At 68.1% G+C, this 22,923-nt stretch carries 27 protein-coding genes; 10 read left to right on the plus strand and 17 right to left on the minus strand.

Annotation, left to right across the window (positions count from 1 at the left end; translation table 11 throughout):
* Positions 1 to 6: 6 nt before the first annotated feature.
* The 7 genes from acpS (at position 7) to GKE62_RS07445 (ending at position 4,996) form a co-directional block, all read left to right on the plus strand.
* Positions 7 to 411: a holo-ACP synthase gene (acpS, locus tag GKE62_RS07415; RefSeq protein WP_154693603.1), complete on the plus strand. Its 405-nt coding sequence runs from the start codon at positions 7 to 9 to the stop codon at positions 409 to 411.
* A complete protein-coding gene (gene lepB / locus GKE62_RS07420) occupies positions 404 to 1,288 on the plus strand; it encodes a signal peptidase I (RefSeq protein WP_230206981.1) in 885 nt (294 codons plus the stop codon). The genes acpS and lepB overlap by 8 nt, the downstream gene beginning before the upstream one ends.
* Positions 1,285 to 2,397, plus strand: coding sequence for an AI-2E family transporter (locus GKE62_RS07425; protein ID WP_230206982.1), 1,113 nt, complete (start codon positions 1,285 to 1,287; stop codon positions 2,395 to 2,397). Before lepB ends, GKE62_RS07425 begins: the two co-directional genes overlap by 4 nt.
* Positions 2,398 to 2,400: 3 nt before the next feature.
* A complete protein-coding gene (locus GKE62_RS07430) occupies positions 2,401 to 3,507 on the plus strand; it encodes a DUF3089 domain-containing protein (RefSeq protein ID WP_154691695.1) in 1,107 nt (368 codons plus the stop codon).
* A complete protein-coding gene (gene ruvX, locus GKE62_RS07435) occupies positions 3,504 to 3,971 on the plus strand; it encodes a Holliday junction resolvase RuvX (protein WP_154693606.1) in 468 nt (155 codons plus the stop codon). Before GKE62_RS07430 ends, ruvX begins: the two co-directional genes overlap by 4 nt.
* Before the next feature lie 144 nt (positions 3,972 to 4,115).
* Positions 4,116 to 4,577, plus strand: coding sequence for a PaaI family thioesterase (locus GKE62_RS07440; protein ID WP_154691696.1), 462 nt, complete (start codon positions 4,116 to 4,118; stop codon positions 4,575 to 4,577).
* Complete coding sequence (locus GKE62_RS07445) at positions 4,574 to 4,996, plus strand: PaaI family thioesterase (protein ID WP_230206983.1); 423 nt, start codon at positions 4,574 to 4,576, stop codon at positions 4,994 to 4,996. The genes GKE62_RS07440 and GKE62_RS07445 overlap by 4 nt, the downstream gene beginning before the upstream one ends.
* Before the next feature lie 2 nt (positions 4,997 to 4,998).
* On the opposite strand, the gene GKE62_RS07450 is transcribed toward GKE62_RS07445, so the two are convergent.
* The 4 genes from GKE62_RS07450 to argH are packed head-to-tail and all read right to left on the minus strand — an operon-like array spanning position 4,999 to position 8,697.
* Positions 4,999 to 5,754, minus strand: a complete 756-nt coding sequence (locus GKE62_RS07450; RefSeq protein ID WP_154691698.1) for an NAD(P)-dependent oxidoreductase — start codon at positions 5,752 to 5,754, stop codon at positions 4,999 to 5,001.
* A gap of 4 nt (positions 5,755 to 5,758) precedes the next feature.
* On the minus strand, positions 5,759 to 7,015 hold the full coding sequence (gene lysA, locus GKE62_RS07455) for a diaminopimelate decarboxylase (RefSeq protein WP_154691699.1): 1,257 nt from the start codon (positions 7,013 to 7,015) through the stop codon (positions 5,759 to 5,761).
* Positions 7,016 to 7,069: 54 nt separating this feature from the next.
* Positions 7,070 to 7,318 carry a hypothetical protein gene (locus GKE62_RS07460; protein WP_154691700.1) on the minus strand — a complete coding sequence of 83 codons (249 nt, stop codon included), beginning with the start codon at positions 7,316 to 7,318 and terminating at the stop codon, positions 7,070 to 7,072.
* Complete coding sequence (gene argH / locus GKE62_RS07465) at positions 7,315 to 8,697, minus strand: argininosuccinate lyase (RefSeq protein WP_154691701.1); 1,383 nt, start codon at positions 8,695 to 8,697, stop codon at positions 7,315 to 7,317. Before argH ends, GKE62_RS07460 begins: the two co-directional genes overlap by 4 nt.
* Positions 8,698 to 8,713: 16 nt before the next feature.
* Here argH and GKE62_RS07470 point away from each other — a divergent pair, with 16 nt between their 5' ends.
* On the plus strand, positions 8,714 to 9,289 hold the full coding sequence (locus GKE62_RS07470; protein WP_230206984.1) for a TlpA disulfide reductase family protein: 576 nt from the start codon (positions 8,714 to 8,716) through the stop codon (positions 9,287 to 9,289).
* Here the strand turns inward: GKE62_RS07470 and mmsB are convergent, their stop codons facing one another.
* The 5 genes from mmsB to GKE62_RS07495 form a co-directional block, all read right to left on the minus strand.
* The gene (mmsB, locus tag GKE62_RS07475) at positions 9,290 to 10,159 is read right to left on the minus strand and encodes a 3-hydroxyisobutyrate dehydrogenase (RefSeq protein WP_154691703.1); all 870 of its coding nucleotides are present in this window, start codon (positions 10,157 to 10,159) and stop codon (positions 9,290 to 9,292) included.
* Positions 10,160 to 10,199: 40 nt separating this feature from the next.
* Complete coding sequence (locus GKE62_RS07480) at positions 10,200 to 10,973, minus strand: enoyl-CoA hydratase-related protein (RefSeq protein ID WP_154691704.1); 774 nt, start codon at positions 10,971 to 10,973, stop codon at positions 10,200 to 10,202.
* Positions 10,970 to 12,013, minus strand: a complete 1,044-nt coding sequence (locus GKE62_RS07485; RefSeq protein WP_154691705.1) for an enoyl-CoA hydratase/isomerase family protein — start codon at positions 12,011 to 12,013, stop codon at positions 10,970 to 10,972. The genes GKE62_RS07480 and GKE62_RS07485 overlap by 4 nt, the downstream gene beginning before the upstream one ends.
* Before the next feature lie 94 nt (positions 12,014 to 12,107).
* Positions 12,108 to 13,253, minus strand: a complete 1,146-nt coding sequence (locus GKE62_RS07490) for an acyl-CoA dehydrogenase family protein (protein WP_154691706.1) — start codon at positions 13,251 to 13,253, stop codon at positions 12,108 to 12,110.
* A 68-nt stretch (positions 13,254 to 13,321) separates the two neighbouring features.
* Positions 13,322 to 14,254: an ROK family protein gene (locus tag GKE62_RS07495; protein WP_154691707.1), complete on the minus strand. Its 933-nt coding sequence runs from the start codon at positions 14,252 to 14,254 to the stop codon at positions 13,322 to 13,324.
* Positions 14,255 to 14,480: 226 nt separating this feature from the next.
* Here GKE62_RS07495 and GKE62_RS07500 point away from each other — a divergent pair, with 226 nt between their 5' ends.
* Together GKE62_RS07500 and GKE62_RS07505 are read left to right on the plus strand one after the other, a co-directional pair.
* Complete coding sequence (locus GKE62_RS07500) at positions 14,481 to 15,677, plus strand: class I SAM-dependent methyltransferase (protein ID WP_154691708.1); 1,197 nt, start codon at positions 14,481 to 14,483, stop codon at positions 15,675 to 15,677.
* Positions 15,674 to 16,042 (plus strand): hypothetical protein, encoded by a 369-nt coding sequence (locus GKE62_RS07505; RefSeq protein ID WP_154691709.1) that lies wholly within the window; start codon positions 15,674 to 15,676, stop codon positions 16,040 to 16,042. The genes GKE62_RS07500 and GKE62_RS07505 overlap by 4 nt, the downstream gene beginning before the upstream one ends.
* 5 nt (positions 16,043 to 16,047) lie before the next feature.
* Here GKE62_RS07505 and GKE62_RS07510 read toward each other — a convergent pair whose 3' ends face one another.
* The 8 genes from GKE62_RS07510 to GKE62_RS07540 form a co-directional block, all read right to left on the minus strand.
* The gene (locus GKE62_RS07510; RefSeq protein ID WP_154691710.1) at positions 16,048 to 16,626 is read right to left on the minus strand and encodes a VOC family protein; all 579 of its coding nucleotides are present in this window, start codon (positions 16,624 to 16,626) and stop codon (positions 16,048 to 16,050) included.
* Complete coding sequence (locus GKE62_RS07515; RefSeq protein ID WP_154691711.1) at positions 16,623 to 17,804, minus strand: CaiB/BaiF CoA-transferase family protein; 1,182 nt, start codon at positions 17,802 to 17,804, stop codon at positions 16,623 to 16,625. Before GKE62_RS07515 ends, GKE62_RS07510 begins: the two co-directional genes overlap by 4 nt.
* Positions 17,801 to 17,944 (minus strand): hypothetical protein, encoded by a 144-nt coding sequence (locus GKE62_RS18890; protein ID WP_230206985.1) that lies wholly within the window; start codon positions 17,942 to 17,944, stop codon positions 17,801 to 17,803. The genes GKE62_RS07515 and GKE62_RS18890 overlap by 4 nt, the downstream gene beginning before the upstream one ends.
* On the minus strand, positions 17,934 to 18,719 hold the full coding sequence (locus GKE62_RS07520) for a hydroxymethylglutaryl-CoA lyase (protein WP_230206986.1): 786 nt from the start codon (positions 18,717 to 18,719) through the stop codon (positions 17,934 to 17,936). Before GKE62_RS07520 ends, GKE62_RS18890 begins: the two co-directional genes overlap by 11 nt.
* A gap of 301 nt (positions 18,720 to 19,020) precedes the next feature.
* Positions 19,021 to 19,614, minus strand: a complete 594-nt coding sequence (gene leuD / locus GKE62_RS07525) for a 3-isopropylmalate dehydratase small subunit (protein WP_154691712.1) — start codon at positions 19,612 to 19,614, stop codon at positions 19,021 to 19,023.
* Positions 19,611 to 21,002, minus strand: coding sequence for a 3-isopropylmalate dehydratase large subunit (locus tag GKE62_RS07530; protein ID WP_230206987.1), 1,392 nt, complete (start codon positions 21,000 to 21,002; stop codon positions 19,611 to 19,613). The genes leuD and GKE62_RS07530 overlap by 4 nt, the downstream gene beginning before the upstream one ends.
* A 21-nt stretch (positions 21,003 to 21,023) precedes the next feature.
* Entirely contained in the window at positions 21,024 to 21,572 is a 549-nt protein-coding gene (locus GKE62_RS07535) for a DUF3598 domain-containing protein (RefSeq protein WP_154691714.1), read from the minus strand.
* On the minus strand, positions 21,569 to 22,909 hold the full coding sequence (locus GKE62_RS07540; RefSeq protein ID WP_230206988.1) for an alpha/beta fold hydrolase: 1,341 nt from the start codon (positions 22,907 to 22,909) through the stop codon (positions 21,569 to 21,571). The genes GKE62_RS07535 and GKE62_RS07540 overlap by 4 nt, the downstream gene beginning before the upstream one ends.
* Positions 22,910 to 22,923: the final 14 nt, after the last annotated feature.

Here is a 22,923-nt window from a genome sequence, read left to right on the forward strand (position 1 = left end):
AAGGGAATGATCCTCGCCCTCGGTTCGGACCTCTGCAACATCGAGCGGATCCAGGCGTCGCTCGACCGCTTTGGCGAGCGGTTCGAGAAGCGCGTGTTCACGCCAGTCGAGCGCGCCAAGGCTGCCAAGCGCCCGTATACCCGCGCCGGAACTTATGCGAAGCGGTTCGCCGCCAAGGAGGCTTTTTCCAAGGCGGTGGGGACCGGATTCAAGGCAGGGGTGTTCATGAGGGACATCGGTGTGGTCAACTTGCCCTCGGGCGCGCCCACGCTTGCCCTGACCGGCGGCGCGGCGGCGCGGCTGGCGTCGCTGACCCCCGCCGGACACGAGGCCCTGGTGCACCTCACCCTGACCGACGACCATCCTTGGGCTCAGGCCTTCGTCATCATCGAAGCGCGCGCGCTTGGCTGAGGCCGATCCCTCGCCGCCGGTTGCCGAAGTCCCTGCCGGGCCTGAGCGCGAGCGGGTCGACTGGCTCGCCGAGCTGCGGGGGCTGACGCTAATGCTGTTGGCGGTGGTCGGTTTTCACTCTCTGATCGCCAAGCCGTTCTACATCCCGTCGATCTCGATGATGCCCAGCTTGCTGGTCGGGGATCGCCTAGTCGTGTCGAAGTATCCCTATGGCTGGTCGTGGGTCTCGGCATCGTTCCATGTTTTTCCGCGGGAGACATGGCGGCTCTTGGGCCGCACGCCCGAACGCGGCGACATCGTCATCGTCGTGCCCCCCGATCGCGATGTCGATTACATCAAGCGCGTTATCGGCCTGCCCGGCGATCGGATCGCGGTGGTCAACGGCCAGATCGTCCTCAACGGTAAGCCGGTGCCGCAAGCGGTCGAGCCGCCGCTCGAGCTGGCGATCGATCCCAACGAGCCGTGCGACCAGGACACGTTCCCGAACCTCGCCACTCGGCTCGCTTCTGGCAAGAAGGTCTGCGAATTGCCGATTTTGCGCGAAACTTTGCCCAACGGGGTCAGCTATCCGATCATCGATCACCTGCAGAACCAGCCGCTCGACAACTACGACGAGATTCGGGTGCCCGAGGGCCACGTCTTCCTAATGGGCGACAATCGCGATCACTCCGCCGACAGCCGCGCCTCCGCTGGGTTCGAGCAGGGACTGGGCGGCCCCGTACCGCTGGCGGACGTTGGCGGGCGCGCCGAGTTCATCACCTTTTCGCTCGATGGCAGCACCACCTTCGACCCGCGGACGTGGATTGCGTCCTTGCGGCGGGACCGCGCCTGGACCAACCTGCGCCCGGCCCAGGCTGTGCGAAAGGACCGCAATTGAGCGACGATCATATCGGCGCGGGCGAGGTCCCGGCCGCGGAAAGTCAGCTCAGCCCCGCCGACATCCACGATGCCGGACTGCGGCGCGAGGCGCAGAAGGCCGCTATCTGGATCGGAATGGCGGCGCTCGCCGCGCTGGTGGTGTTCTTCGCCCAGCCGCTGATGGTGATCTTCGGGGGGATCGTTTTTGCCGCGATGATCGATGGCGGCGCGCGCCTGCTCGGTCGCGTGCTACCGATTGGCCGTGGTTGGCGGATCATCTTGGTGCTGCTGTTCGGCGTGCTGTTCCTTGTCTGGGCGGGCTATTTCACCGGCAACCAGATCGCCGCGCAGGCCGCCGAGATGCCGGCCATCGTCCAGCACCAGATCGAGCGCGCGGTGGCGTGGGCGCGGGGCCACGGGATGGACGTCGATCCGGGCAGCCTCAACGGGATCATTGAGCAGATGTCGAGTGGGGTCGGACCGGTGACGCGCGCGCTGGGCGGGCTGCTCGGCGGGCTGACGACTCTGTTCCTGATCGCGGTTCTGGGCATCTACATCGCGGTCGAACCCAAGCTTTATGAGCGCGGTATCGCGTGGATGCTGCCGGTCGAAGAACGGCCCTACCTGGGCGAAACGCTAGGCCGAATGGCCTTCTCGCTGCGCCGCCTGCTCGCCGGGCGCCTGCTCGGAATGGCGGTGGAAGGCGTCGCCACCGGGATCGCGCTCGCCGCCTACGGGGTACCGATGGCGGCGCTGCTGGGCCTGCTGACCGGACTGCTGGCTTTCCTGCCCAACATCGGCGCGCCGATCTCGGGGGCTTTGATGGTCCTCATCGGATTCTCGGGCGGAACCGACATGGGGATCTACTGCATCGCGGTCTACATCGTGGTCCAGACGGTGGACGGCAACGTGATCGTCCCGATGGTCGCCAAACGGACGGTCGATCTCGCGCCCGCGCTGGTCCTGGGGGCACAGCTGATCTTTGGGGTGATGTTCGGCATTCTCGGGCTGGCGCTGGCCGATCCGCTGGTGGCAATGTGCAAGATTCTGCTCGAGCGCCGCTCGGAGCGCAACACCGCCGCCGCGCAGGGCGATGAGATGCAGGCAGCTTCGGGCGCGGCGAGCTGAGCGATGGTCCGCAAGTTTCTTTATTTCATCGTCTTCTGCATCGTCGTTGGCGTCGCGGGGGTAGTCGCACTGCGCTATTACGCGCGCGACCTTACCGAGCTGGCGTTCGTCCCCAAGGTGCGGTTCGAGACGCAGAATCCGCTCGCGGGCAATGCCTACGACGATCCGGCGATGTGGATTTCGCGTCCGGGGATGAGCACGAGCGACCCGGTTCGCTGGCTTCCGGCGGGGCTGACCGAAGACGGCGATGCGCTTGGCGCAGCGGTATTCTTCGTCCACCCCACCAGCTATCTCGCCCGCGAGCACTGGAACGCCCCGCTCGCCGATGCCGAAGCCAACGATCGCGCGCGGCTGTTCGTGCGCGGCATGGCCAGCCCGTTCAACTCCAGTCCGGAAATCTGGGCGCCGCGCTATCGTCAGGCCACATTCGGCGCGTTCCTGACCAACCAACCCGAAGCGCAGCAGGCCATCGAGGCGGCCTATGCCGATGTCGCCAAGGCGTTCGATTACTTTTTGGCGAGCGTCCCCGCCGGTCGGCCGATCGTGCTCGCCGGGCACAGCCAGGGCTCGCGTCACCTTATCCGCCTGCTCAAGGAGAAAGTCGCCGGAACCCCGCTGCAACGGCGCGTAGCCGCGGTCTATGCGATCGGATGGCCGATTTCGGTGGCTCATGACCTGCCCGCGCTGGGTCTTCCAGCCTGCGCCATCGCGGGCCAGGCGGGCTGTATCGTCAGCTGGTCGAGCTTTGCGGAGCCGGCCGATCCCTCACAACTCAAGAGCGTTTATGCCGAATCGACCGGGTTCGACGGTCAGCCGCGCGGCGGCAGCGAAATGCTGTGCACGAACCCATTAACGGGCAAGCTCGGCGGAACCGCGCCCGCCGATGCGAACCTGGGGACGCTGGTTCCCGACGCGGCGCTCGGTGCGGGCAAGCTGACCCCCAAGCTCGTCCCGGCGCGGTGCACGGCAGGGCTGCTGCTGATCGGGCCGCCGCCCGCGCTCGGACCCTACGTCCTGCCGGGCAACAACTATCACGTCTACGACATTCCGCTGTTCTGGGCCAACTTGCGCGCGGACGTGAAGGCCCGGGTGCAAGCGTGGAAACCCTGATCACCGCGCAGGCGGGCGCGTTTCGCGAGGCATTGCCCGACGGCGGCATTCTGTTGGGGATCGACACCGGGACCAGGACCATAGGCACCGCGATCTGCGATGCCGGCTGGCGCTTCGCCACGCCGGGCAAGCCGATCCCCAAAGGCAAGTTCATGCGCGACAAGGCGGCGATCGAGGCGATCGTGGAAGAGCGCGGCGTCGCCGGGCTGGTAATCGGTCTGCCCCTAAACATGGACGGCAGCGAGAGCCCGCGAAGCCAATCGGCGCGCGCCTACGCCCGCAACCTGGGCGCGCTGGGGCTGCCGGTGCTGCTGTGGGACGAGCGCTGGTCGACCCAGGCCGCCGCGCGCGACCTGATCGAGCAGGACATAAGCCGCGCCAAGCGTGCCGAGCGGATCGATTCGGCGGCGGCGGCGACGATCCTCCAGGCCGCGATCGACGCGCTGGCAGGGAGCGTGGTCTAGCGCTGCGGCATGTCGCGAGCGGTAGCCCGCGGCAGCGTCTCCGTGCCCCCGGTTTCAGGACCCCGCGATGCGTCGTCAGTTCACGCGGCATTGCCGAATTTTAAGCATTGTAATCGGTGGATACGCTGGCCACAGGCGGGCTCGATGAACGACGGCCCCAGTCCCTTTCCGATCGATCCCGGCACGCCGTTCGATCCCGCGGTCGTCTCGCGGCTGATGAACGGCCGCGGTCACGGCGGCTTCATCGGGCTGCGCTATGTCGCTCATGGCGACGACTGGATTGAGATTGCGCTGCCGTGGCGCGCGGATCTGGTCGGGGTGCCCGAGACCGGGGTGCTCGCCTCGGGTCCGATCATCACTCTGCTCGACAACGCCACTTCGATGAGCGTGTGGGTCAAGAGCGGCGCGTTCCGGCCGCAGGCGACACTCGATCTGCGACTCGACTATGTCCGCGCAGCGAGCCCGGGCAAGACCGTCATCGCGCGAGCCGAATGCTATCGTTTGACCCGCAGCGCCGCGTTCGTCCGCGGGCTGGCGCACGATGGAGACCCGGCCGACCCGGTCGCGCATGCGGCGGGGGTATTCATGTCGGTGGAGCCGACGTGAGCGACGCGAACGAGACCTTCGCCCGGGTATCCGCCAGCCTCCCGCCCTATGCGCTAGCGCTGGGGATAGCGGTCGACCGGATCGACGGCGCTGTGCCCGTGCTCTCGCTCGACTTTTCCGAGAAGGTGCTGGGCCGTCCCGGCTTCCTCCATGGGGGAGCGATCGGCGGGTTACTCGAGATGGCGGCGATCGCAGCGCTACGGGCCGCATTGGCGGAGCGAGGCGCGGTGCCGCGGCTCAAGCCGGTGAACATGACGGTCGAATTCCTGCGCGGCGGAACCGAGCGGCGAACCTACGCCGTGGGTCGCGTGACCCGTGCCGGACGGCGCATCGCCAACGTCAGCGCAGAAGCGTGGCAGGACGATCCCGCCCGCCCGATCGCCAGCGCGTGGATGAACGTCCTCCTTGCTTCGGCGTAACCTCAAGTCCGCTTGAGGATAACGGTCCGGCCATGGTCGGGCCGGGGATCGTCAAGCGCCCAGCGTTCGGCATCGGCGCGCGCGCGGATCAGGATTGCGGGCGGGACGTCGCAGGAATGGCGGATCACATCGGCGGTGCCGAGCAGCCGCGCTTCGCGCAGGGTCAGGTCGTCGGGGTCATCACTGCGCAGGACGATTTCGACGGTGACGGGGCCGGGGGCTGTACCTTCGCCGCTCAGCCAGTGTTCGATTGCGCTTTCACCATACCCAGCTAGCGGATCCAGCGCCCCGCCCTCGGCCAGTGCCGCATCGATCGCCCCGCGCCGCGCGGCGGCATCAGGCCAGCGCGCCCGCATCGCTTCGCGCGCCGCCGCGAGCGCCTCGGCCAAAGAGCCGAGCGTAGCAGGCAGCAGCGTTTCGAGACGCAGCCGCAGCGCCTTGGCCAGTCCGGCAGAGGCCCCGCCGGTGCTCACCGCGAGCAGCACCGGACCGCGTTCGAGCACGCTCGGCAAGGTGAAATCGCACAAATCGGGACGGTCGGCGACGTTGACCAGCACGCCCCGCGCGCGCAGCCGGGCGGCGGCGGGCTCGGGTTCGGGTTGAGCGATGAACGCCAGCCGCGCGCACGCATGGTCCTCGCCGACGATGACCCCGCCAGCGCGCTCGACCAACCGGGCCTTGGCTTCGGCCGCCGCGCCCTCGCCCAGCACGATCACTGGCTGTCCGGCGATCCGGTGGAACAGCGGGAGGCTGTGCATCAGCCTAGAGCCATTCGGGCACCCGCTCCGCCGCCAGGATCGTGGCCGGCTGGATGCGGTCGGCGACCACCGCCCACTTTGCCCCGTCGACCATCGTTTCGGGCACCAGCGGGCGGCTGTTGTAGGTGTTGGCCATGGTCGCACCGTAGGCGCCAGCGGTGCGGAATACCGCCAGATCGCCCGCGACGACCCGGTCGGTCTCGCGGTTCATCGCGAAAGTGTCGCTCGATTCGCAGATCGGTCCGACGATGTGCGCGGTGAAGCGCTCGCCCGATGGGGCGACCGCGGCGAAATCGTGCCAGGCATCGTACATCGCAGGGCGGACGAGATCGTTCATCGCCGCGTCGACCACCACGAACGGGGCGCTCGCCCCCGGCTTGACCCGGATCACCTCGGTGATCAGCACGCCAGAATTGCCGGTGATCACCCGGCCCGGCTCGAAGCAGATCGTCGCGTCCCAATCGCGCACGACATCGGCGACCATCGCACCGTATTCGGCCGGGCCGGGCAGCACTTCGCCCGCGCGATAGGGCACGCCGAGCCCGCCGCCGAGGTCCATGTGGCTGACCGTGTGTCCGGCGACGCGAATTGCGCGCATCAGCTCACCCATCTTGACGAACGCGGCGCGCGAAGGTTCGAGCGTAGTGATCTGGCTGCCGATGTGGACCGCCAGCCCTCGCATCTCGAGGCCCGGCAACGAACTCAGTCGGCCGTAGATCGCCGCCGCCCGATCATAGGCGACGCCAAACTTGTTGTCGGCTTTGCCAGTAGAGATCTTGGCGTGGGTGCCCGCGTCTACATCGGGATTGACCCGCAGCGCGCAAACCGCGCGTAGGCCTTTGGCGGTGGCGATCTCCGCCAGTTCGACGCCTTCCTCTTCGCTTTCCAAGTTGAACTGGCCGATCCCGGCATCGAGCGCCGCGGAAAGCTCGCTGCCGGTCTTGCCCACGCCCGAGAACACGATCGCCTCCGCGGCCATACCCGCCGCGAGTGCGCGGTCCATCTCGCCCTGCGAGACCACGTCCGCGCCGTAACCCTCGTTGGCAAGCACACGCAGCACCGCCAGGTTGGGATTGGACTTCACCGCGAAGGCGATCTCGACGCGTGCGATGCCGCTCAACGCCTCGCGAAATACGCGCGCGTGGCGGGTCAGCGTGGCGCGCGAATAGACGTAGACCGGCGTACCGACCGCCGCTGCGATCGCCGGCAGCGGCACCTCTTCGGCGTGGAGCACGCCGCTGTTGTACGAAAAGTGATCCATGACGCTCGATGCCCCTACCCGCTCATGTCGAGCTAAGGCTGATGTTTGCTTTCTCTAGTTCCCGTCGGGCGGCGGCAGGTCGAACGGGTCGTCTTCGCGCTCTTCCGAGCGCGTGCGCAATTCGACGCTGCGCTGCGGCGCGGCCTGCTGCGGACGAACGAGCAGTTCCTCGGCGGTCGGCCGGTCGGTGCGGCCCAGCGGCGCTACCGGCAACGACTGGCCCGCTCGGGGCCTGAGATCCGCGCGGCTGCCGCACGCGCCGAGCGCCATCAACAGGGCCAGGGCTGCGATCGTCCGGCTCATCCTTGCGACTCCATGCCGAGCGCGTCACGCGCCTCGGCCACACGCCGCCTTACTTGGTCCGGCGCGGTTCCGCCATAACTGGTGCGCGCCGCGACCGAGGCATCGACCGAGAGCGCCGCGAACACCTCGTCGTCGATCCGCGGGTCGATGGCCTGGAGATCGCCCAATGGCACCTGGTCGAGCGCCAGGCCCCGGCTTTCGGCGAGCTTGACCGAAGCTCCGGTAATGTGATGCGCCTCGCGGAACGGAATGCCGCGCGCCCGCACCAGCCAGTCGGCGAGATCGGTCGCGGTAGCATAGCCTGCTTCGGCCGCCGCACGCATCCGGTCGGTGCGAAATTCGCTTTCGGCGACCATTGCGGTCATCGCCGCCAAGCTGAGGGCAAGCAGTCCCGCCGCCTCGAATACCGGCGGCTTATCGTCCTGCATGTCCTTCGAATAGGCGAGCGGCAGGCCCTTCATCGTCACCATCAGCGCGGTCGCGCAACCAACGATCCGGCCCGAATGGCCGCGGACCAGTTCGGCGGCGTCAGGGTTCTTCTTCTGCGGCATGATCGAACTGCCCGTGCTCAGCGCATCGGGCAAGCGGACCCAGCCGAATGGCTGGCTGGCCCACAGCACAAATTCCTCGGCCAGCCGCGACAGGTGGAGCGCGCACTGGGCGGCGGCCATCAGGTAGTCGAGCGCGAAATCGCGGTCCGAGACGCCATCGAGGCTGTTCGCGGTCGGGCCCTCGAAGCCGAGCCCGGCGGCAGTCGCGGCGCGGTCGATCGGAAAGCCGGTCCCGGCAAGCGCCGCCGAACCCAGCGGACACTGGTTGAGCCGCGCTCGCGCATCAGCGAAGCGCGACCGATCGCGCCGGGCCATCTCGTAGTATGCCATCAAGTGGTGGCCCAGCGTAACCGGCTGGGCGGCTTGCAAATGGGTGAAGCCGGGCATGATGCTCGCGGCGTGTTCGTCGGCACGCATTACCAATGCACGCTGGAACGCCGCGAGCCCGGCGTTGGCCTGATCGAGCGCGTCACGGACCCAGAGCTTGAAATCGGTCGCGACCTGATCGTTGCGGCTGCGCGCGGTGTGGAGGCGCCCGGCGACCGGCCCAATCGCCTCGGCGAGGAGGCTTTCGGTGGTCATGTGGATGTCCTCGAGGTCCCATTCCTCGGGCACGCCTTCGGTCTCGTAGCGTGCTGCGATGCCGTTGAGACCCGCTGCGATGGCCGCGGCATCCTTGGCCGAGACGATGCCCTGCGCGCCCAGCATCGCGACATGCGCCTGCGATGCGGCGATGTCCTGGCGCCACAGCGCTTTGTCGAACGGGATCGAGGCGTTGATTTCGCGCATGATCGCGCTAGGCCCGGCAGCGAACCTGCCACCCCACATACTGTTGGAGCCTGCCTTGCCGACTTCGCGCTCGCTCACTGTCCTGACCCTCGCCGCCGCGCTGTTCGCGGGGGGTTGCGATAGGCAAACCGCCGAACCCGCGCAACCGGCGGCGGCAGACTCCGGCGCGGGAGGTAAGCAGAAAACCTTCAACGGCACGCTCAGCATCGAGAATCGCGGCGCGCGTATGCCCGATTTCGCGCTGGAAGATCCCGCGGGCAAGAAGCTGACCAGCGCCGACCTCATGGGCAAACCGGTGCTGATCAACCTATGGGCGACGTGGTGCGGGCCGTGCGTGCTGGAGATGCCGATGCTCGATCAGCTGGCGGCGGACGGCAAGCTGCGGGTGGTGACGGTGAGCGAAGACTTGCAGGGCGCAGCGAAAGTCGTGCCGTTCTTCGCCGAACGTAAGTTTGCAAACCTCGAACCATGGCTCGATCCGGATAATACGCTGGGCGATCACTACGCGACTGGCATCCTGCCGACTACGGTGCTGTACGACAAGGACGGCCGAGAAGTGTGGCGGATGATTGGCGGGCACGACTGGGCGGGGCCGAGGACCACGGCGATGCTTGCGGATACGGTGGGGTGACTACAGCGTCTTGATTATCGCCGAGAAATCGAGTCCGCCGTTGCCCGCTTTGTCGAATGCATCGTAGAGTTCCGCCGCGCGCTGGCCCATCGGCACTTGTGCGCCGGCATCCTTCGCCGCCGCCATCGCCAGTTTCAGGTCCTTGAGCATCAGCGCGGTGGCGAAGCCGCCCTGATAGCCGTTGTCCGCGGGGGTCGTCGGGCCGACGCCGGGAACCGGGCAATAACTGGTCATGGACCAGGTCTGGCCGCTGGCCTTGCTGGCGATGTCGAAAAAGGTCTGCCCGTCGAGCCCGAGCTTGTTGGCCATTGCGAAGGCTTCGCAGGTGGCTATCATCGTGGCGCCGAGGATCATGTTGTTGCAGATCTTGGCGGCCTGGCCCGATCCGGCCTGACCGGCGTGAATCACGGCCTTGCCCATCCTGGCGAGAATCGGTTCGGCGCGGGCGAAGGCGGGGTCGGTGCCGCCGACCATGAACGTAAGCGTCCCGCCGTTGGCCGCGGCGATCCCCCCCGAGACGGGGGCATCGACCATGTCGTAGCCCGCCGCGGTGGCCGCCGCGGCCACCTCGCGTGCGCTGGCGACGTCGATGGTCGAGCAATCGAGCAGCAGCGCGGTGGTCGGCGCATGGCCGATCACGTCGGCCGAATAGACTTGCTTCACGATCGCGCCGTTGGGCAGCATCGTCACCACCGCCTCGGCCCCGTCGACCGCCTCGCGCACCGAACCGAAGGTCTGCGCGCCATTGTCACGCGCGCGGCTCGCGGCCTCGTCGCTGAGGTCGAAGGCGCGGACCTCGTGCCCGGCCTTGACCAGGTTCGCGGCCATCCCGCCGCCCATGTTGCCGAGGCCGATGAAGGCGATTTTCATGTTCTGCTCCTTGCCTCGTCCCTTCAGGGGCGAGGGCTTTCTACCGACCCGTGAAATTCCCGGCCCGCTTCTCGATGAATGCGGCCATGCCTTCCTTCTGGTCTTCGGTGCCGAACAGGCCGTTGAACAGGCGGCGTTCGAACAGCACGCCCTGGGCCAGCCCGGTTTCGAACGCCGCGTTGACCATTTCCTTGCACGCCAGCGCGGCGAGCGGAGGCATCGCGGCGATCTCGCCGGCGGTCTTGAGGACGGCATCCTTCAGCTCCGCCAGCGGGACGACCTTGGCGACCAACCCCGAAGCCTCGGCCTCGCGCGCGTCCATCATCCGCCCTGTCAGGCACATCTCCATCGACTTGGCCTTGCCGATCGCGCGGGTCAGCCGCTGGCTGCCGCCCATGCCCGGCGTCACGCCCAGCTTGATCTCGGGCTGGCCGAATTTCGCGTTGTCGGCGGCGACGATGAAATCGGCCATCATCGCCAGTTCGCACCCGCCGCCCAGCGCGTAGCCGCTGACCGCCGCGATCCACGGCTTGCGCGTTGCGGTGACCCGGTCGTAGCCTGAGAACAAGCCGCCGCCATAGACCGCGCCGAAGCTCTGCTCGCCCATCTCCTTGATGTCCGCGCCCGCAGCGAACGCCTTGTCGCTGCCGATCAGCACCGCGCAACGCTGGCTTTCGTCCGCATCGAACGCGCTGAACGCGCCGATCAGGTCGTTCAGCACCTGCGAGTTCAGCGCGTTGAGCGCCTGCGGCCGGTTGAGCGTGATCAGCGTAACCGCGCCGTGCTGTTCGACGAGGATCGTTTCGTAACTCATAGGGGCTTCCATTCCTTATCGGCGGGCAGGGCCGCGAAAATCGCGTCGATCAGGCTGTCCGGCACGGCTTCGGGGGTCGCCGGGTCCCACTTTGGCGCGTTGTCCTTGTCGACGATCACCGCGCGCACGCCCTCGGCGAAATCGGGGCGGGTCAGGATCCGGCTGACGATTCGGTATTCCATCGCCATCGCTTCGGCGAAGCTTTGGCAGCGTGCGCCATCGGCAAGCTGACGCAGCGCCACCTTGCTCGACAGCGGACTCTTCGCACGCACCGCGGCCAGTTCCTTGGCGGCCCAGACGCTGTCATCCGCTTCGAGCGACGCGATCGCGTCCTCGAGCCGGTCCGAGGCGAAGTGCCGGGCGATCTGCGTCGCGTTGTCCTCGATCCGGGGGTGCGGCGGCGTGACCGACAGCGCGCTGAGAACCCCGCCGGGCTCGTGGCCATGCGCGATCCGTTCCTTGGCCTCGGCCAGCGCGTCGGACGGCAGATAGTGCGTGGCGAGCCCGCTCCACAGGCATTCCGCCCCGTCGAGCCGCGCGCCGGTCAGCACCAGGAACTGCCCGATCCGCCCGGGCAGACGTGAGAGATACCAGCTGCCGCCCACATCGGGGAACAGCCCGATACCGGTTTCGGGCATCGCGAAGCGCGTGTGCTCGGTAGCCACGCGAAAGCGCGCGGGCTGCGACACCCCTACCCCGCCGCCCATCACGATCCCGTCGACGAACGAGACGATCGGATTGTGATACTCGAACATCAGGTGGTTGAGCTGGTATTCGTCGTGGAAGAACTTCAGCCCGCGCTCCCCGGCGTCGTCGAGAACCGATTGGCGCAAGTAGGCGATGTCACCTCCCGCGCAGAACCCCCGCCCCTCGGCATGATCGACGATCACGGTATGAATCGCCGGGTCATCGCGCCATTCGATCAGCGCCGCGGTCATCGCATGGACCATGTCCACGGTCAGGGCGTGCAGCGCCTTGGGCCGATTGAGCGAGAGGAAGCCCGCGCTGCCTTCGGTCCGGATCAGAACCTCGTCCGTCATCCCCACCTCCGCTCATGTCGAGCGAAGTCGAGCCATCGCGCGAGACATCTCGACTTCGCTCGATGTGAGCGGACTTGGGCCAGGCGCGAGCGCGTCATTGCCGCAACAGGTCCCGCCCGACGATCATCCGCATCACCTGGTTGGTGCCCTCGAGGATCGAATGGACCCGAAGGTCGCGCCAGAAGCGCTCGATCGGATAGTCCTTGAGGTAACCGTAACCGCCGAACAGTTGCAGTGCGTCGTTGACGATCTTGCTGCCGTTGTCGGTCGCCAGGCGCTTGGCCATTGCCGAAAAGCGCGATTTATCGGGTGCGTTCGCGGTGACCTTGCCCGCCGCCAGATAAAGCAGAGCCCGCGCCGCCTCGAGATCGGTGGCCATGTCGGCGAGCATGAACTGGGTGTTCTGGAAATCCGCGATCGGCTGGCCGAACTGCTGGCGCTCCTTGGTGTAGTTGACCGCCTCGTCGAGGCAGCGCTGCGCCCCGCCCAACGAGCACGCGCCGATATTGAGCCGGCCGCCGTCGAGCCCGGCCATCGCGAAGCGGAACCCGTCGCCCTCGGCCCCGACGCGGTTGGAAACCGGCACGCGGCAGTCTTCGAAGATCACCTGTGCGGTGGGGCTGGCATTCCAGCCGAGCTTCTTCTCCGGCGCGCCGAACGACAGACCCGGCGTGTCCTTCTCGACCACCAGGCAACTGATCCCCTTCGCGCCATTGTCCGCGGTGCGGACCATGCAGACGTAAACGTCGTTGTAGCCCGCGCCCGAGATGAACTGCTTGGTGCCGTTGACGATGTAGTGGTCGCCATCGAGGCGGGCGGCGGTCTTGAGCGCGGCGGCATCGCTGCCCGATCCCGGCTCGGTCAGGCAATAGCTGGCGATCGTTTCCATCGACACCAGCGAGGGCAGGTAGCGCGCCTTGATCTCCTCGCCGCCGAAGCGTTCGATCATCCACGTCGCCATGTTGTGGATCGAGATATAGGCGCTGGTCGCGGGGCAGCCATAGGCCATCGCTTCCATGATCAGCGCGGCTTCCAAACGCCCCAGCCCGATCCCGCCGTTGTCCTCGGCGACGTAGATCGCGCCAAAGCCCAGCTCACCCGCGGCCTTCCATACGTCCCTGGGGTAATGATGATCTTCGTCCCACTTCGCCGCGAAAGGCGTGATCCGGTCGGCGGTGAACCGCTGCGCCATCTCCTGGATGGCGAGCTGGTCGTCGGTCAGTTGGAACTGGTCGCTCATCGGGTCCCCCTAGCAGCGGGCTGGGCCGCATTTCCAGCCGCGAGATTGCTAGGCTGACGATTTGTCGGTCACGCGGCGCACGCTGGTTCCGGGTCGGCGGCGTCGATTGCCAGCGCGATTGCCCCCAGTGGCCCGGCGTCGGCGCCCAGCGCGGGGGGCCCGATCATCATGCGTAAAGCGGACAGATCGAGTTCCGGCAAGTATCCGGCGAGGATCGCGGGCAGTCTGGCGATGGCGCCGTCGAGCAACCCGGGCACGCCCAGCCCGGCGCCCCCGCCGACCAGGATCCTTTGCGGCGCCAGCATCAGGATCAGGGCCGCCAACAGCTCGGCAAGGTCGGCGGCGAGAAATCCTCGGCGCGGATCGTCGGGCGCGGCGTCATGTACGCTTCCGCCAAAGCGGGCGGCGATCGCTGGTCCGCAGATCAATCCCTCGATGCAATCGCCATGGAACGAACAGACCCCCGCGAACCCGTCGCCGGCCGCCCGCCGCAGCCGCAGGTGTCCGAGTTCGGGATGGAGCGCGCCGTGGACCGCCCGGCCATCGATCGCGATTCCCCCGCCGACTCCCGTGCCGACGGTCAGATAGACCAGGCTGGAGCAACCCTGCCCCGCCCCCCAGCGATGCTCGGCGATCGCCGCGGCATTGACGTCGGTATCGATTGCCGCCGGACATCCGACCCGCCCGGCAAGCGACGCGAGCACCGCCGCGCCGCTCCAGCCGGGCTTGGTCGTCGCGAGGATACGGCCATGGTCCCCGCAAGCGGGATCGAGGCGGACGGGCCCGAAGCTGGCGATCCCCAGACCGGCGAACGCGTTCCGCAACGGATGTTTCGCCAACCAGCGGCCGAGTTGGTCCAGGGTCTGGTCCGGGTCGGTCGTGGGCACCTTGTAACGATCGACGATCGCGCCCTCGCGCCACACCAGTGCGATCCCCTTGGTGCCGCCAAGCTCGACCCCAGCGAAAACGCGGTGGTCGGAGGGTGAGACGAGGTCGGCCATCCCTCGACGTCACCCGTAGGGCGGCAAATTGCAACCGCTCGATGCGAGCGGTGGGACGGTCGCGCCGCAAACCGATCGTGCGCGTGCGACGAGTGCGCCGCGCGAGCACGCGCAAGCACGCACAACTTGGTTCCAAACCCCGCGCGCGAGGCTTATCCCGGCCAAGGCGCTTGACAGCCACCGGGCAAACTGAAAATTTGTCCGGACATTTCGAATGGAATCGCCCATGGCCGCCGAAGTTCCCCCGCCTTACACTGCGCTTACCAAGCACCCGATGCTGCCCGAAGTCGGCCACGACGAGGCGGCGCGGTTCAACTTCCTAGCCAATTTCAATCGCCACCTTTCGGGCGCCTTGGGCGCGGGCAACCGGATTGCGTACGAGAGCCGGGTTCTCCCCGCGTTCCGCGCCGAACACGGCCGCGATCCGGAGCATCGCTACGAAATCCGCGAGGCGATGGCGCGCGATCCGTGGCATCGGATGTGGTCGGCAGCCAAGCGCAATTCGATGGAGATGCGCCAGCACAATGGCCGCCAGATCGTCTTGCGCCAGCTCGACCGGCTCGACGCGATGGCGCGCCAGTTCAACGAGCATTCGGGCCAGCTCGAGCTCGATCCCGGGGTGGAGCATCCGTTCTACCAGACCGCGGTCGACATCCATTGCCAGCCCGGCGGCTACGACGGCGAGGAACGCCCGGGCGACGTCTCGGCCGGCGCCAACTACGATGTCGGCATCTTCGCGACGACCGGCGGACAGCTCGGCGGGCTCAACGACGGCGGTGGGCAGGCGGTCGCGGCGTGGGTCCGGAAGGAACGGCCCGACTGGCAACCGCGCCGCATCCTCGATGTCGGGGCGACCGTCGGCCACAACGCGGTCCCGATCGCGCAGGCGTTTCCGGACGCCGAAGTCATCGCCATCGACACCGCCGGAGCCTCGCTGCGCTATGGCGCGGCGCGTGCGGCGGGGCTGGGGGTGCGCAACATCCGCTTCGTCGAAGCCAATGGCGAGGATCTGTCGCGCTGGCCCGACGGCCATTTCGACTGGGTCCAGACGACGATGTTCCTCCATGAACTGTCGGCCAAGGCGATGCCGCGCCTGCTCAAGGAGTGCCACCGCGTGCTCGCCCCCGGAGGGCTGATCTTCCATATCGAGCAGCCGCAGTATTCCGCCGCGATGCCGCTGTACGAACAGTTCATGCGCGACTGGGACGCGTTCAACAACAATGAGCCATTCTGGACCGCGATGCATGCGCAAGACCTGAAGCAAGTGATGGCCGAGGCCGGGTTCCCCCTGGAGAACCAGTTCGTGGTCGGGGTGCGGGCGGTGGTGGATCGCGATATCTTTCCCGATGCGCCGGCGGCCGAGGAAGAGGACTACGGCCGGTCGGCGGTGTGGAACGCCTATGGCGCGTGGAAGGCCGCATGAGCGAAGTCGAAGAACCGCTCGACTGGATCGCTCGGGCGGGCAAGCGCGCCAAAGGCCGCCGTCCCGAATACTTCGACGACCCCGCCGTCGACCGCCTGGTGTCGATGGTCCTTGCGCTGGTCGGCGAGGTATCGGTGCTGCGCGAGCGGCTCGACACGGTCGAGCGCCTGCTCGACGCCAAGGGTACGATCGCGCGCGAGGATATCGAGCGCTACGCGCCCGATCGCGCCGCGGGCGAGGAACGCGGGCTGGCGACCAAGGCCTACATCGCGCGGGTCATGCGCGGCCTTCAGCAAGAGCTGGAAGCGATGCAGAACCCCGATCCGCCGATCATGGAATGGGTCGAGCGGTTGGCGAAGGAATAGCGCGCCTACTTCAGCAACTGGTTCATCTCGATCAGCACGCCGTCGGGATCGAAGAAGTTGCAGCCCTTGACCCGGATCGGCGGCGCGCCGTCGCGGCCGGGATATTCCTGCATCCGCGGTTCCGCGGTCGGCGTCACCCCCGGCACCGTCTTCGCCGCGGCGCAGCGCCCGTCGACGTCGTCGGTGTTCATTACGATCACCACTCCGCCCGGCCCCATCCGCCGGGGATACGGTCCCGGATCGGCCAGCGGCGGAGCGATCCATTGCATCAGGCCGATCCAGCCGATGAACGGATCGTTGGCGTTGAGCAGCACCAGCCGCGCCTTCGCCCCCGGCACACCGGCGGGTAGCGCCACGCCCGAGGTTTCGACCACGGTATCGTAGTTGACCTTCATCCCGACCACGTCGCGATAAAGACGCAGGCTGTTCTCCATGTCGCGGACGATGATCGTCGTGCGGCGGACGTCGGTGGGCAGGCGCGCCGCGGGCGCGGCGACACCGGGCGAGGATGTCGCGGCTTGCGGGGGCGGCGCGGCGCCGGCGCAGGCCGACACGATCAGGGCCAGGACGGCAATGCGCTTCATCGGCTTTCCTCCACCGCGCCATCGGCGATCAATTGCGCGATCCGGGCCTCGTCGTAGCCCAGTCCCGCCAGCACCGTGCGGGCGTCGGCGCCGGGTGTCGGGAGCGCGGCGCCGCCGCCAGGGCGTTTGCCGCCCATCTCGAGCGGGATCGTCGGCAGGCGGGTTTCGCGCCCGTCGTCGAGCGTGACCGGCTCGAGGCCCCCAGCGGCCAGATGCGGGTCGTCGAACAGGTCTTCGGGCTTGCCGATGGGGGCGAACGGCATGCCGGTCCCGTCGAGCCGGGCGATCACCTCGGCGCGGGTCATCCCGGCGATCAGCGCGCGGATTGGCGGCAGGATGCGCTCTCGCGCCAGCACGCGGCTGTTGTTGGCGCGGATCGACTGGTCCGCCCAAAGCTCGTCGAGCCCGAACAGAGCGCAGAACTTTTCCCACAGCGCGTCGGTGACCACGCCGATGAACACCGGCTCGTCGCGGGTCTCGAATACGTCATAGATCGCCCAGGCGCTGACCCGGGCGGGCATCGGCGCAGCCGGCTTTCCGGTCACCGCGAACTGCGCCATGTGCTGGCCGACGAGATAGGCGGTGGTCTCGAACAGGCTGGCGACGACCTTCTGGCCGCGCCCGGTGCGGTGGCGCTCCTCGAGCGCGGCGAGGATCCCGATCGCGCCGAACATGCCGCCGGTGACGTCGATCACGCTGGCGCCCGCGCGCAAGGGCCGGCCCGGCGGTCCGGTCATATAGGCGAGGCCGCCCATCATCTGCGCGACCTCGTCGAGCGCGGTGCGCGCCTCGTAGGGACCGGGCAGGAACCCCTTCTCCGAGCAATAGACCAGCCGCGGATTGGCTTCGGCGAGCACCTCGTAGCCAAGCCCCAGGCGGTCGAGCGCGCCGGGGCGGAAGTTTTCGACCAGCACGTCCGCCGCGGCGCACAGATCGCGCGCCACCGTCAAACCTCCAGTCGACTTGAGGTCGAGGCAGATCGACGCTTTTCCGCGGTTGTACATCGGAAAATAGCCCGATCCGGAGCCGAGCAGGCGGCGGGTCTGATCGCCGCCGTTCGGTTCGACCCGGACGACTTGGGCGCCCAGCCCGGCGAGGATATGGCCGACCGTCGGCCCCATCACCATGTGGGTGAATTCGACCACCCTGATGCCGGCCAGAGGCGTAGGACTCGTCATCGGCTGGCCCTTTCCGCATAATCCAGCATCGGCCCAGCCTCGGGAGTAAATCCGTAGAGCGGCTCACCGGGCAGCGCCTCGGCGAGGATCACACGCACCGCGAGCAGCTTTTCCAGATCGATCCCCGTGTCATAGCCCATGGCGTTGAGCATCAGCACGAGGTCTTCGGTGACGATGTTGCCCGAGGCGCCCGGCGCGTAGGGACAGCCCCCCAGCCCGCCGAGCGAGGCATCGAGCGTGGTGATCCCCCTCGTCGAGCCCGGCCAGCGCGTTGGCGAGGCCCAGGCCACGGGTGTTGTGGAGGTGCAGCGTGGTCAGCTTTTCGCCGACCGCCCCGCGTACCGCGCGCACCAGCCGCCGGACCTGCGCCGGATCGGCGTAGCCGGTGGTGTCCGACAGGCTGAACTCGTCCGCTCCCGCCTCGGCGGCGGCGGCGGCGAGGCGAACCACCTGGGTCTCGGCCACCGCGCCTTCGATGGTGCAGCCGAACGCGGTCGACAGCCCGACGGCGAAGGGCTTGCCCGCAGCGTGGGCGATGGCCGCCGCCTCGCGGATCTCGGCGAGCATCGCCGGGTGATCCTTGCGCACGTTCTTGATCGAGTGGGTCTCGCTCATCGAGAACGGAATGCTCATCGCATCGACCCCGGCCTCGACGGCCCGCGCCGCGCCCCTGGCGTTGGGCACCAGCGTCACGACGTTGAGGCCGGGAATGGTTTTGGCGAAGGCGACCAGTTCCGCCGTATCGGCCATCTGCGGCAGCAGCGCGGGCGGAACGAAGCTGCCCACCTCGATCTCGCGCACCCCGGCCGCTGCCTCGGCGGCGATCCACGCTTTCTTCGCCTCGAGCGGCATCACCCGATCGATCGACTGCAACCCGTCGCGCGGGCCGACTTCGGAGACGAGGATGCGGGTCATCCGGCCCCGCCCTGAACCGCAGGAAGGAAGGCCAAACTCTGTGACTTTTGCGAGGCAAGCGGCGGATTTCCTGGGTCAAACGCGCTGCGCCGGGTGGCGGGGTGTGACCTTTCGAAGCGCGGACCGCGGGCCTGGCATCGGGTGCTCCGGCGATCGCCGATGCGACAAAGAAGCGGTTGTTCCTGCATTGCTCGAAAGGTCTCGCAGCGAAAGGGGAGTGTAGGAAAATGGAAAAGTGAAGCCCTCACCCCCGCGCACGCAAAGGCGACGGGGATGGATGGGCGCGAGGTGGCTCCGCTTCTCATGGATAGACCCACGGCCTGTTTGCGCGGTCCTGCGCCAGCCAGGCCTCGTAGGCTGGCCGCTGCTTGAGGGTCAGGGCGATGGCGTCGAGCCCTTCGACAAGCATGGCCTTGGCTTCGGCGTCGATCGAAAAGGTGTGACGCGTATCGCCGTCCATCACGACCTGTTCGGGCAGATCGACGGTGACCGTGCGCCCGGCCAGGCTCTCGACCGCGTCGCGATCCAGTTCGACCGGCAGCAGCCCGTTGCGGATGCAGTTGTTGCGAAAGATGGGCGCGAAGCTTGCCGCAACGATGCAAGCGATACCCCATTCCACAAGCGCCCACACCGCGTGCTCGCGGCTCGAGCCACAGCCGAAGTTGGCGCCGCCGAGCAGGATTTGGGCGCTTTTATAGGCGGGACGGTTGAGCACGAACGCCGGATCGGGCGTCCGCGCGTCGGCATCGAGGTACCGCCAAGGGGCGAACAGTCCGTCGGCCAGACCGGTGCGTCCGGTGCTCCGCATCTCGCGGCTGGGGATGATCGCGTCGGTATCGACGTTGTCGCGCAGCAGCGGCGCGGCGACCGAGGTGAGCGTGACGAACGGGTTCATGCCGCGACTGTCCCCGACGGGATTTGAGCGAGCAGCGGACGCGGATCGGCGATGCACCCGGCGATGGCGCTGGCGGCGACCGTCTCGGGGCTGGCGATATGGGTGCGGATGCCCGGACCCTGGCGGCCCTCGAAATTGCGGTTGGTCGAGGAGATCACCCGGCTCCCCGCCGCGAATCCCTCGCCGCCCGCATAAAAGCACAGCGAGCATCCGCTCATCCGCCATTCGAACCCGGCGGCCTCGAACACCTTGTCCAGCCCCTCGGCCTCGGCGGCGCGGCGCACCGCCATGCTACCCGGCACGACCAGCGCCTTGGCGATCGACGGGGCGATCCGCTTGCCGCGCAGGACGGCGGCGGCGCGGCGCAAGTCGGATAGCCGCGCGTTGGTGCAGCTGCCGATGAACGCGGCGTCGAGCGGGGTTCCGAGCAGGCGCGCGCCCGGCTCCAGCCCGATGTAGTCGTGAACGCGCGCCGGACCCCGCGGCACCGCCGCTTCGACCGGAACCGCGTGCTCGGGGCTGGTCCCCCAACTCACCATCGGCGCGATGGCCGCGGCATCCATCGCGATCTCCGCGTCGAATCTCGCGCCCGGATCGCTGGACAGCGTCGCCCAGTATCGATCGTCGAACCCTGCCGGAGCATGCCGCCGCCCGGCCAGGTACGCGAAAGTCTTGGCATCGGGCGCGATCAGCGCGGTCATCGCGCTGAACTCGGTCGCCATGTTGCACAGCGTCATCCGCGCTTCCATGTCGAGCGCGCCGACCGCCTCGCCCGCGAACTCGATCGCCCGGCCCGCGCCGCCGCCCGCGCCGTGCCGCGCGATCAGCGCCAGCGCCATGTCCTTGGCGGTGACCCCGGGCGCGAGCGTGCCATCGAACCTCACCCGCATCGTGCCCGGCCGCTCCAGCCGCAGCATCCCCGTGGCCATCGCATGCTCGGCCTCGCTGGTGCCGATCCCCCAGGCCAGCGCGCCGAACGCCCCTTGCGTGCACGTGTGGCTATCGGGCGCGACCAGGGTGACCCCTGGCAGCACGATCCCGAGTTCGGGCGAGATCACATGGACGATGCCCTGGTCGCGATCGCCGACATCGATCAGCGTGATCCCGGCGGCGCGGCAGGCCTCGCGGGTCTCGGTGATGAACGCCTGCCCGCCAGGCATCAGCGTCGCGTCTCCCCGCCCCGGGCGGGTATCCACGATATGGTCCATCACCGCGAACACCCGCGCGGGATCGGTCACCGCGCGCCCCGCCGCCGCCATGCTGTTCAGCGCCGCCGCGCCGGTGCGCTCATGCAGGAACACCCGGTCGATCGCCACGAGGTCCGCCCCGCCCGGTGTCCCGGCAACCCGGTGCGCGTCCCAAATCTTGGCGAAGAGAGTGCGGGGCAAGGTAATTGGAGCTGTCCCTGATTAGCCGCCGAAGCCCGGCCCGCCACCGAACGGGACTTGCCGTCCCTCGCTAGCCGCAGCCTGCATCTCGGCGTCGACGCCGCGCCAGTCCTTCGTCACGAAACGCTCCTGGATCGCGGTGCGCGTCTCCAGCATGCCGTTTCTGATCCAGTGCCAGGTGCGGCAGCGGTTCTGGCCGTCATCGGAGATCTGGATCTGTTCGTACAGATACAGCGTGGGGTCCCCGGTGCGCTGCCAATAGAGCATCATCGTGCGGTTGAATTCGTCGAGCGGAACTTCCGCCGCCCAGCCCTGGATGAGCTCGTTGTCCCACCAGATCCGGCCATCGCGGTAGGTTGCCGGAAAGTCGCGAATTTCGGTGCGGCCATCGGGCCAGCGATAGTGATTGGTCTGATGATACGGGAAATCGCCGCCGTCGGGCACCCGGCAGAGCAGGCGGCTGGCGTGCTCGTCGACCTTCTCGTTGGCGGCGTTGAAATAGCTGTAGACCCCGTCCCACACGCCCTCATGGCGTGCGAGCAGGGGCATTTCGCGGCGAATATCGGTCATCGGCCGTCTCCCGTTAGGCTGGTGAGGAACTGGTGATAGCGCGCGGCGGCACCGCCCGCGCGCAAGCGGGCGCGGGCGCGGCGGGCGATGGCCGCGGGATCGAGCGCAGCCGTATCGATGGGAATCGCGTGATCCTTGTCCGCGGCATACCACGGACGAAACAGCGCCTCGGACCGCGCCGCGCTCCACGCGCGCAGCAGATGCGCGCCGAAGCGGTCGGGCGCGAGATCGGGATAGAGCAACGCGGGGTCTCCGGCGGGGAGCGCGGGCCAGGCGATGTCCGCCGCGCCCAGCGCGGCGCGCGCAGCCTCGATCGTCGCGCCGATATCGGCGAAGTCGCTCGACAGCCCGTGACCGGGGACGTCGATGGCGACGTCGCCGGATTCCGGCTCGGCCAATTCCGCCGCCGGCGCGTGGAGTGTCATCCGGTTGGCGCCGCGCGTGCCTTTCCAGTGGACCAGCCCTTGGCCCACGGCGAGCCACCCTTCGCCGGCGTCCTCGCCCAGCTTCGGCGGGGCGCCCGCTGCGTGGTGGCGCAGGAAGGCAAGGCTCTGCGCCTCGTGCTCCGCAGGCTTGGCGACCGCCGCGGCGCGCCAGTTCGGCGGCATCGCGCCGATCCGGGCGATGTGCGACTGGAGCGGGTCGCCGGCGTAGGCGGTGATCAGGACGGGCGGGGAAACGGCGTCTGGCGGGGGAATGTCGCGCGGCGCGCGCAGCACCGCGCCATAGCCCGCGCGATAGGCGTCGCCCGCGTCGAGCATTTCCAGCACGGCGGCATGGACCCTGGCGGGATCGGCATGCGCACCCGGAAGGCGCGCCGCATCGCGCACGTCGAACCACGGGAAGACCCAGCTCTGCTCGAGCATCCGGTTCCACAGCCAGGTCAGATGCTCGCCATAGGCGGAGGGTCGAAAAGGCGGGAGATAGCTTTCGCCAAAGACGCGCATTTCGTCGGCGGTCCAGATCGCATAGCCGCCGATCGCCAGCCCGGTGAAACGCGCGGGGTGACGCTGCATCGCCGCGACGAGGATGATCCCGCCCGAATGGAAGCCATAGGCTGGGCACGTCTCGACACCGAGTGCGCCGAGGAATTCGTCGAGCGCATCGGCGAAATCGCCGATCTCGGGCTCGCCCGGCAGCGGATCGGACTGTCCGAACCCCGGAGAATCGGGCGCAACGCAGGTGAAGTGCGCGCTCCATTGGCCCATCAGCCGCTCGTATTCGGCGGAGCTGCGCGGGCTCTGGTGAACCATCAGCAGCAACGGCCCCGAACCGCTGCGGCGGTAGTGAACCTTGCGCCCGGTAGCGGGAATGGTGAGGACGTGGCGGGTGATCACGATTGCCAAGTTGT

It is taken from the genome of Novosphingobium sp. Gsoil 351, assembly GCF_009707465.1.
Lineage (GTDB): Bacteria > Pseudomonadota > Alphaproteobacteria > Sphingomonadales > Sphingomonadaceae > Novosphingobium.

Coding starts and splice junctions, on each gene's coding strand:
- GKE62_RS07485 (WP_154691705.1), bottom strand. CDS start 12,013: ATGACGGACGAGGTTCTGATCCGGACCGAAGGCAGCGCGGGCTTCCTC.
- GKE62_RS07500 (WP_154691708.1), top strand. CDS start 14,481: ATGGCCGCCGAAGTTCCCCCGCCTTACACTGCGCTTACCAAGCACCCG.
- GKE62_RS07505 (WP_154691709.1), top strand. CDS start 15,674: ATGAGCGAAGTCGAAGAACCGCTCGACTGGATCGCTCGGGCGGGCAAG.
- GKE62_RS07520 (WP_230206986.1), bottom strand. CDS start 18,719: ATGACCCGCATCCTCGTCTCCGAAGTCGGCCCGCGCGACGGGTTGCAG.
- GKE62_RS07510 (WP_154691710.1), bottom strand. CDS start 16,626: ATGAAGCGCATTGCCGTCCTGGCCCTGATCGTGTCGGCCTGCGCCGGC.
- GKE62_RS07460 (WP_154691700.1), bottom strand. CDS start 7,318: ATGAGCCGGACGATCGCAGCCCTGGCCCTGTTGATGGCGCTCGGCGCG.
- lysA (WP_154691699.1), bottom strand. CDS start 7,015: ATGGATCACTTTTCGTACAACAGCGGCGTGCTCCACGCCGAAGAGGTG.
- GKE62_RS07480 (WP_154691704.1), bottom strand. CDS start 10,973: ATGAGTTACGAAACGATCCTCGTCGAACAGCACGGCGCGGTTACGCTG.
- acpS (WP_154693603.1), top strand. CDS start 7: ATGATCCTCGCCCTCGGTTCGGACCTCTGCAACATCGAGCGGATCCAG.
- GKE62_RS07450 (WP_154691698.1), bottom strand. CDS start 5,754: ATGCACAGCCTCCCGCTGTTCCACCGGATCGCCGGACAGCCAGTGATC.
- GKE62_RS07515 (WP_154691711.1), bottom strand. CDS start 17,804: ATGACGAGTCCTACGCCTCTGGCCGGCATCAGGGTGGTCGAATTCACC.
- argH (WP_154691701.1), bottom strand. CDS start 8,697: ATGTGGGGTGGCAGGTTCGCTGCCGGGCCTAGCGCGATCATGCGCGAA.
- GKE62_RS18890 (WP_230206985.1), bottom strand. CDS start 17,944: ATGGGCTATGACACGGGGATCGATCTGGAAAAGCTGCTCGCGGTGCGT.
- GKE62_RS07535 (WP_154691714.1), bottom strand. CDS start 21,572: ATGACCGATATTCGCCGCGAAATGCCCCTGCTCGCACGCCATGAGGGC.
- leuD (WP_154691712.1), bottom strand. CDS start 19,614: ATGAACCCGTTCGTCACGCTCACCTCGGTCGCCGCGCCGCTGCTGCGC.
- mmsB (WP_154691703.1), bottom strand. CDS start 10,159: ATGAAAATCGCCTTCATCGGCCTCGGCAACATGGGCGGCGGGATGGCC.
- GKE62_RS07490 (WP_154691706.1), bottom strand. CDS start 13,253: ATGAGCGACCAGTTCCAACTGACCGACGACCAGCTCGCCATCCAGGAG.
- GKE62_RS07495 (WP_154691707.1), bottom strand. CDS start 14,254: ATGGCCGACCTCGTCTCACCCTCCGACCACCGCGTTTTCGCTGGGGTC.
- GKE62_RS07440 (WP_154691696.1), top strand. CDS start 4,116: ATGAACGACGGCCCCAGTCCCTTTCCGATCGATCCCGGCACGCCGTTC.
- GKE62_RS07430 (WP_154691695.1), top strand. CDS start 2,401: ATGGTCCGCAAGTTTCTTTATTTCATCGTCTTCTGCATCGTCGTTGGC.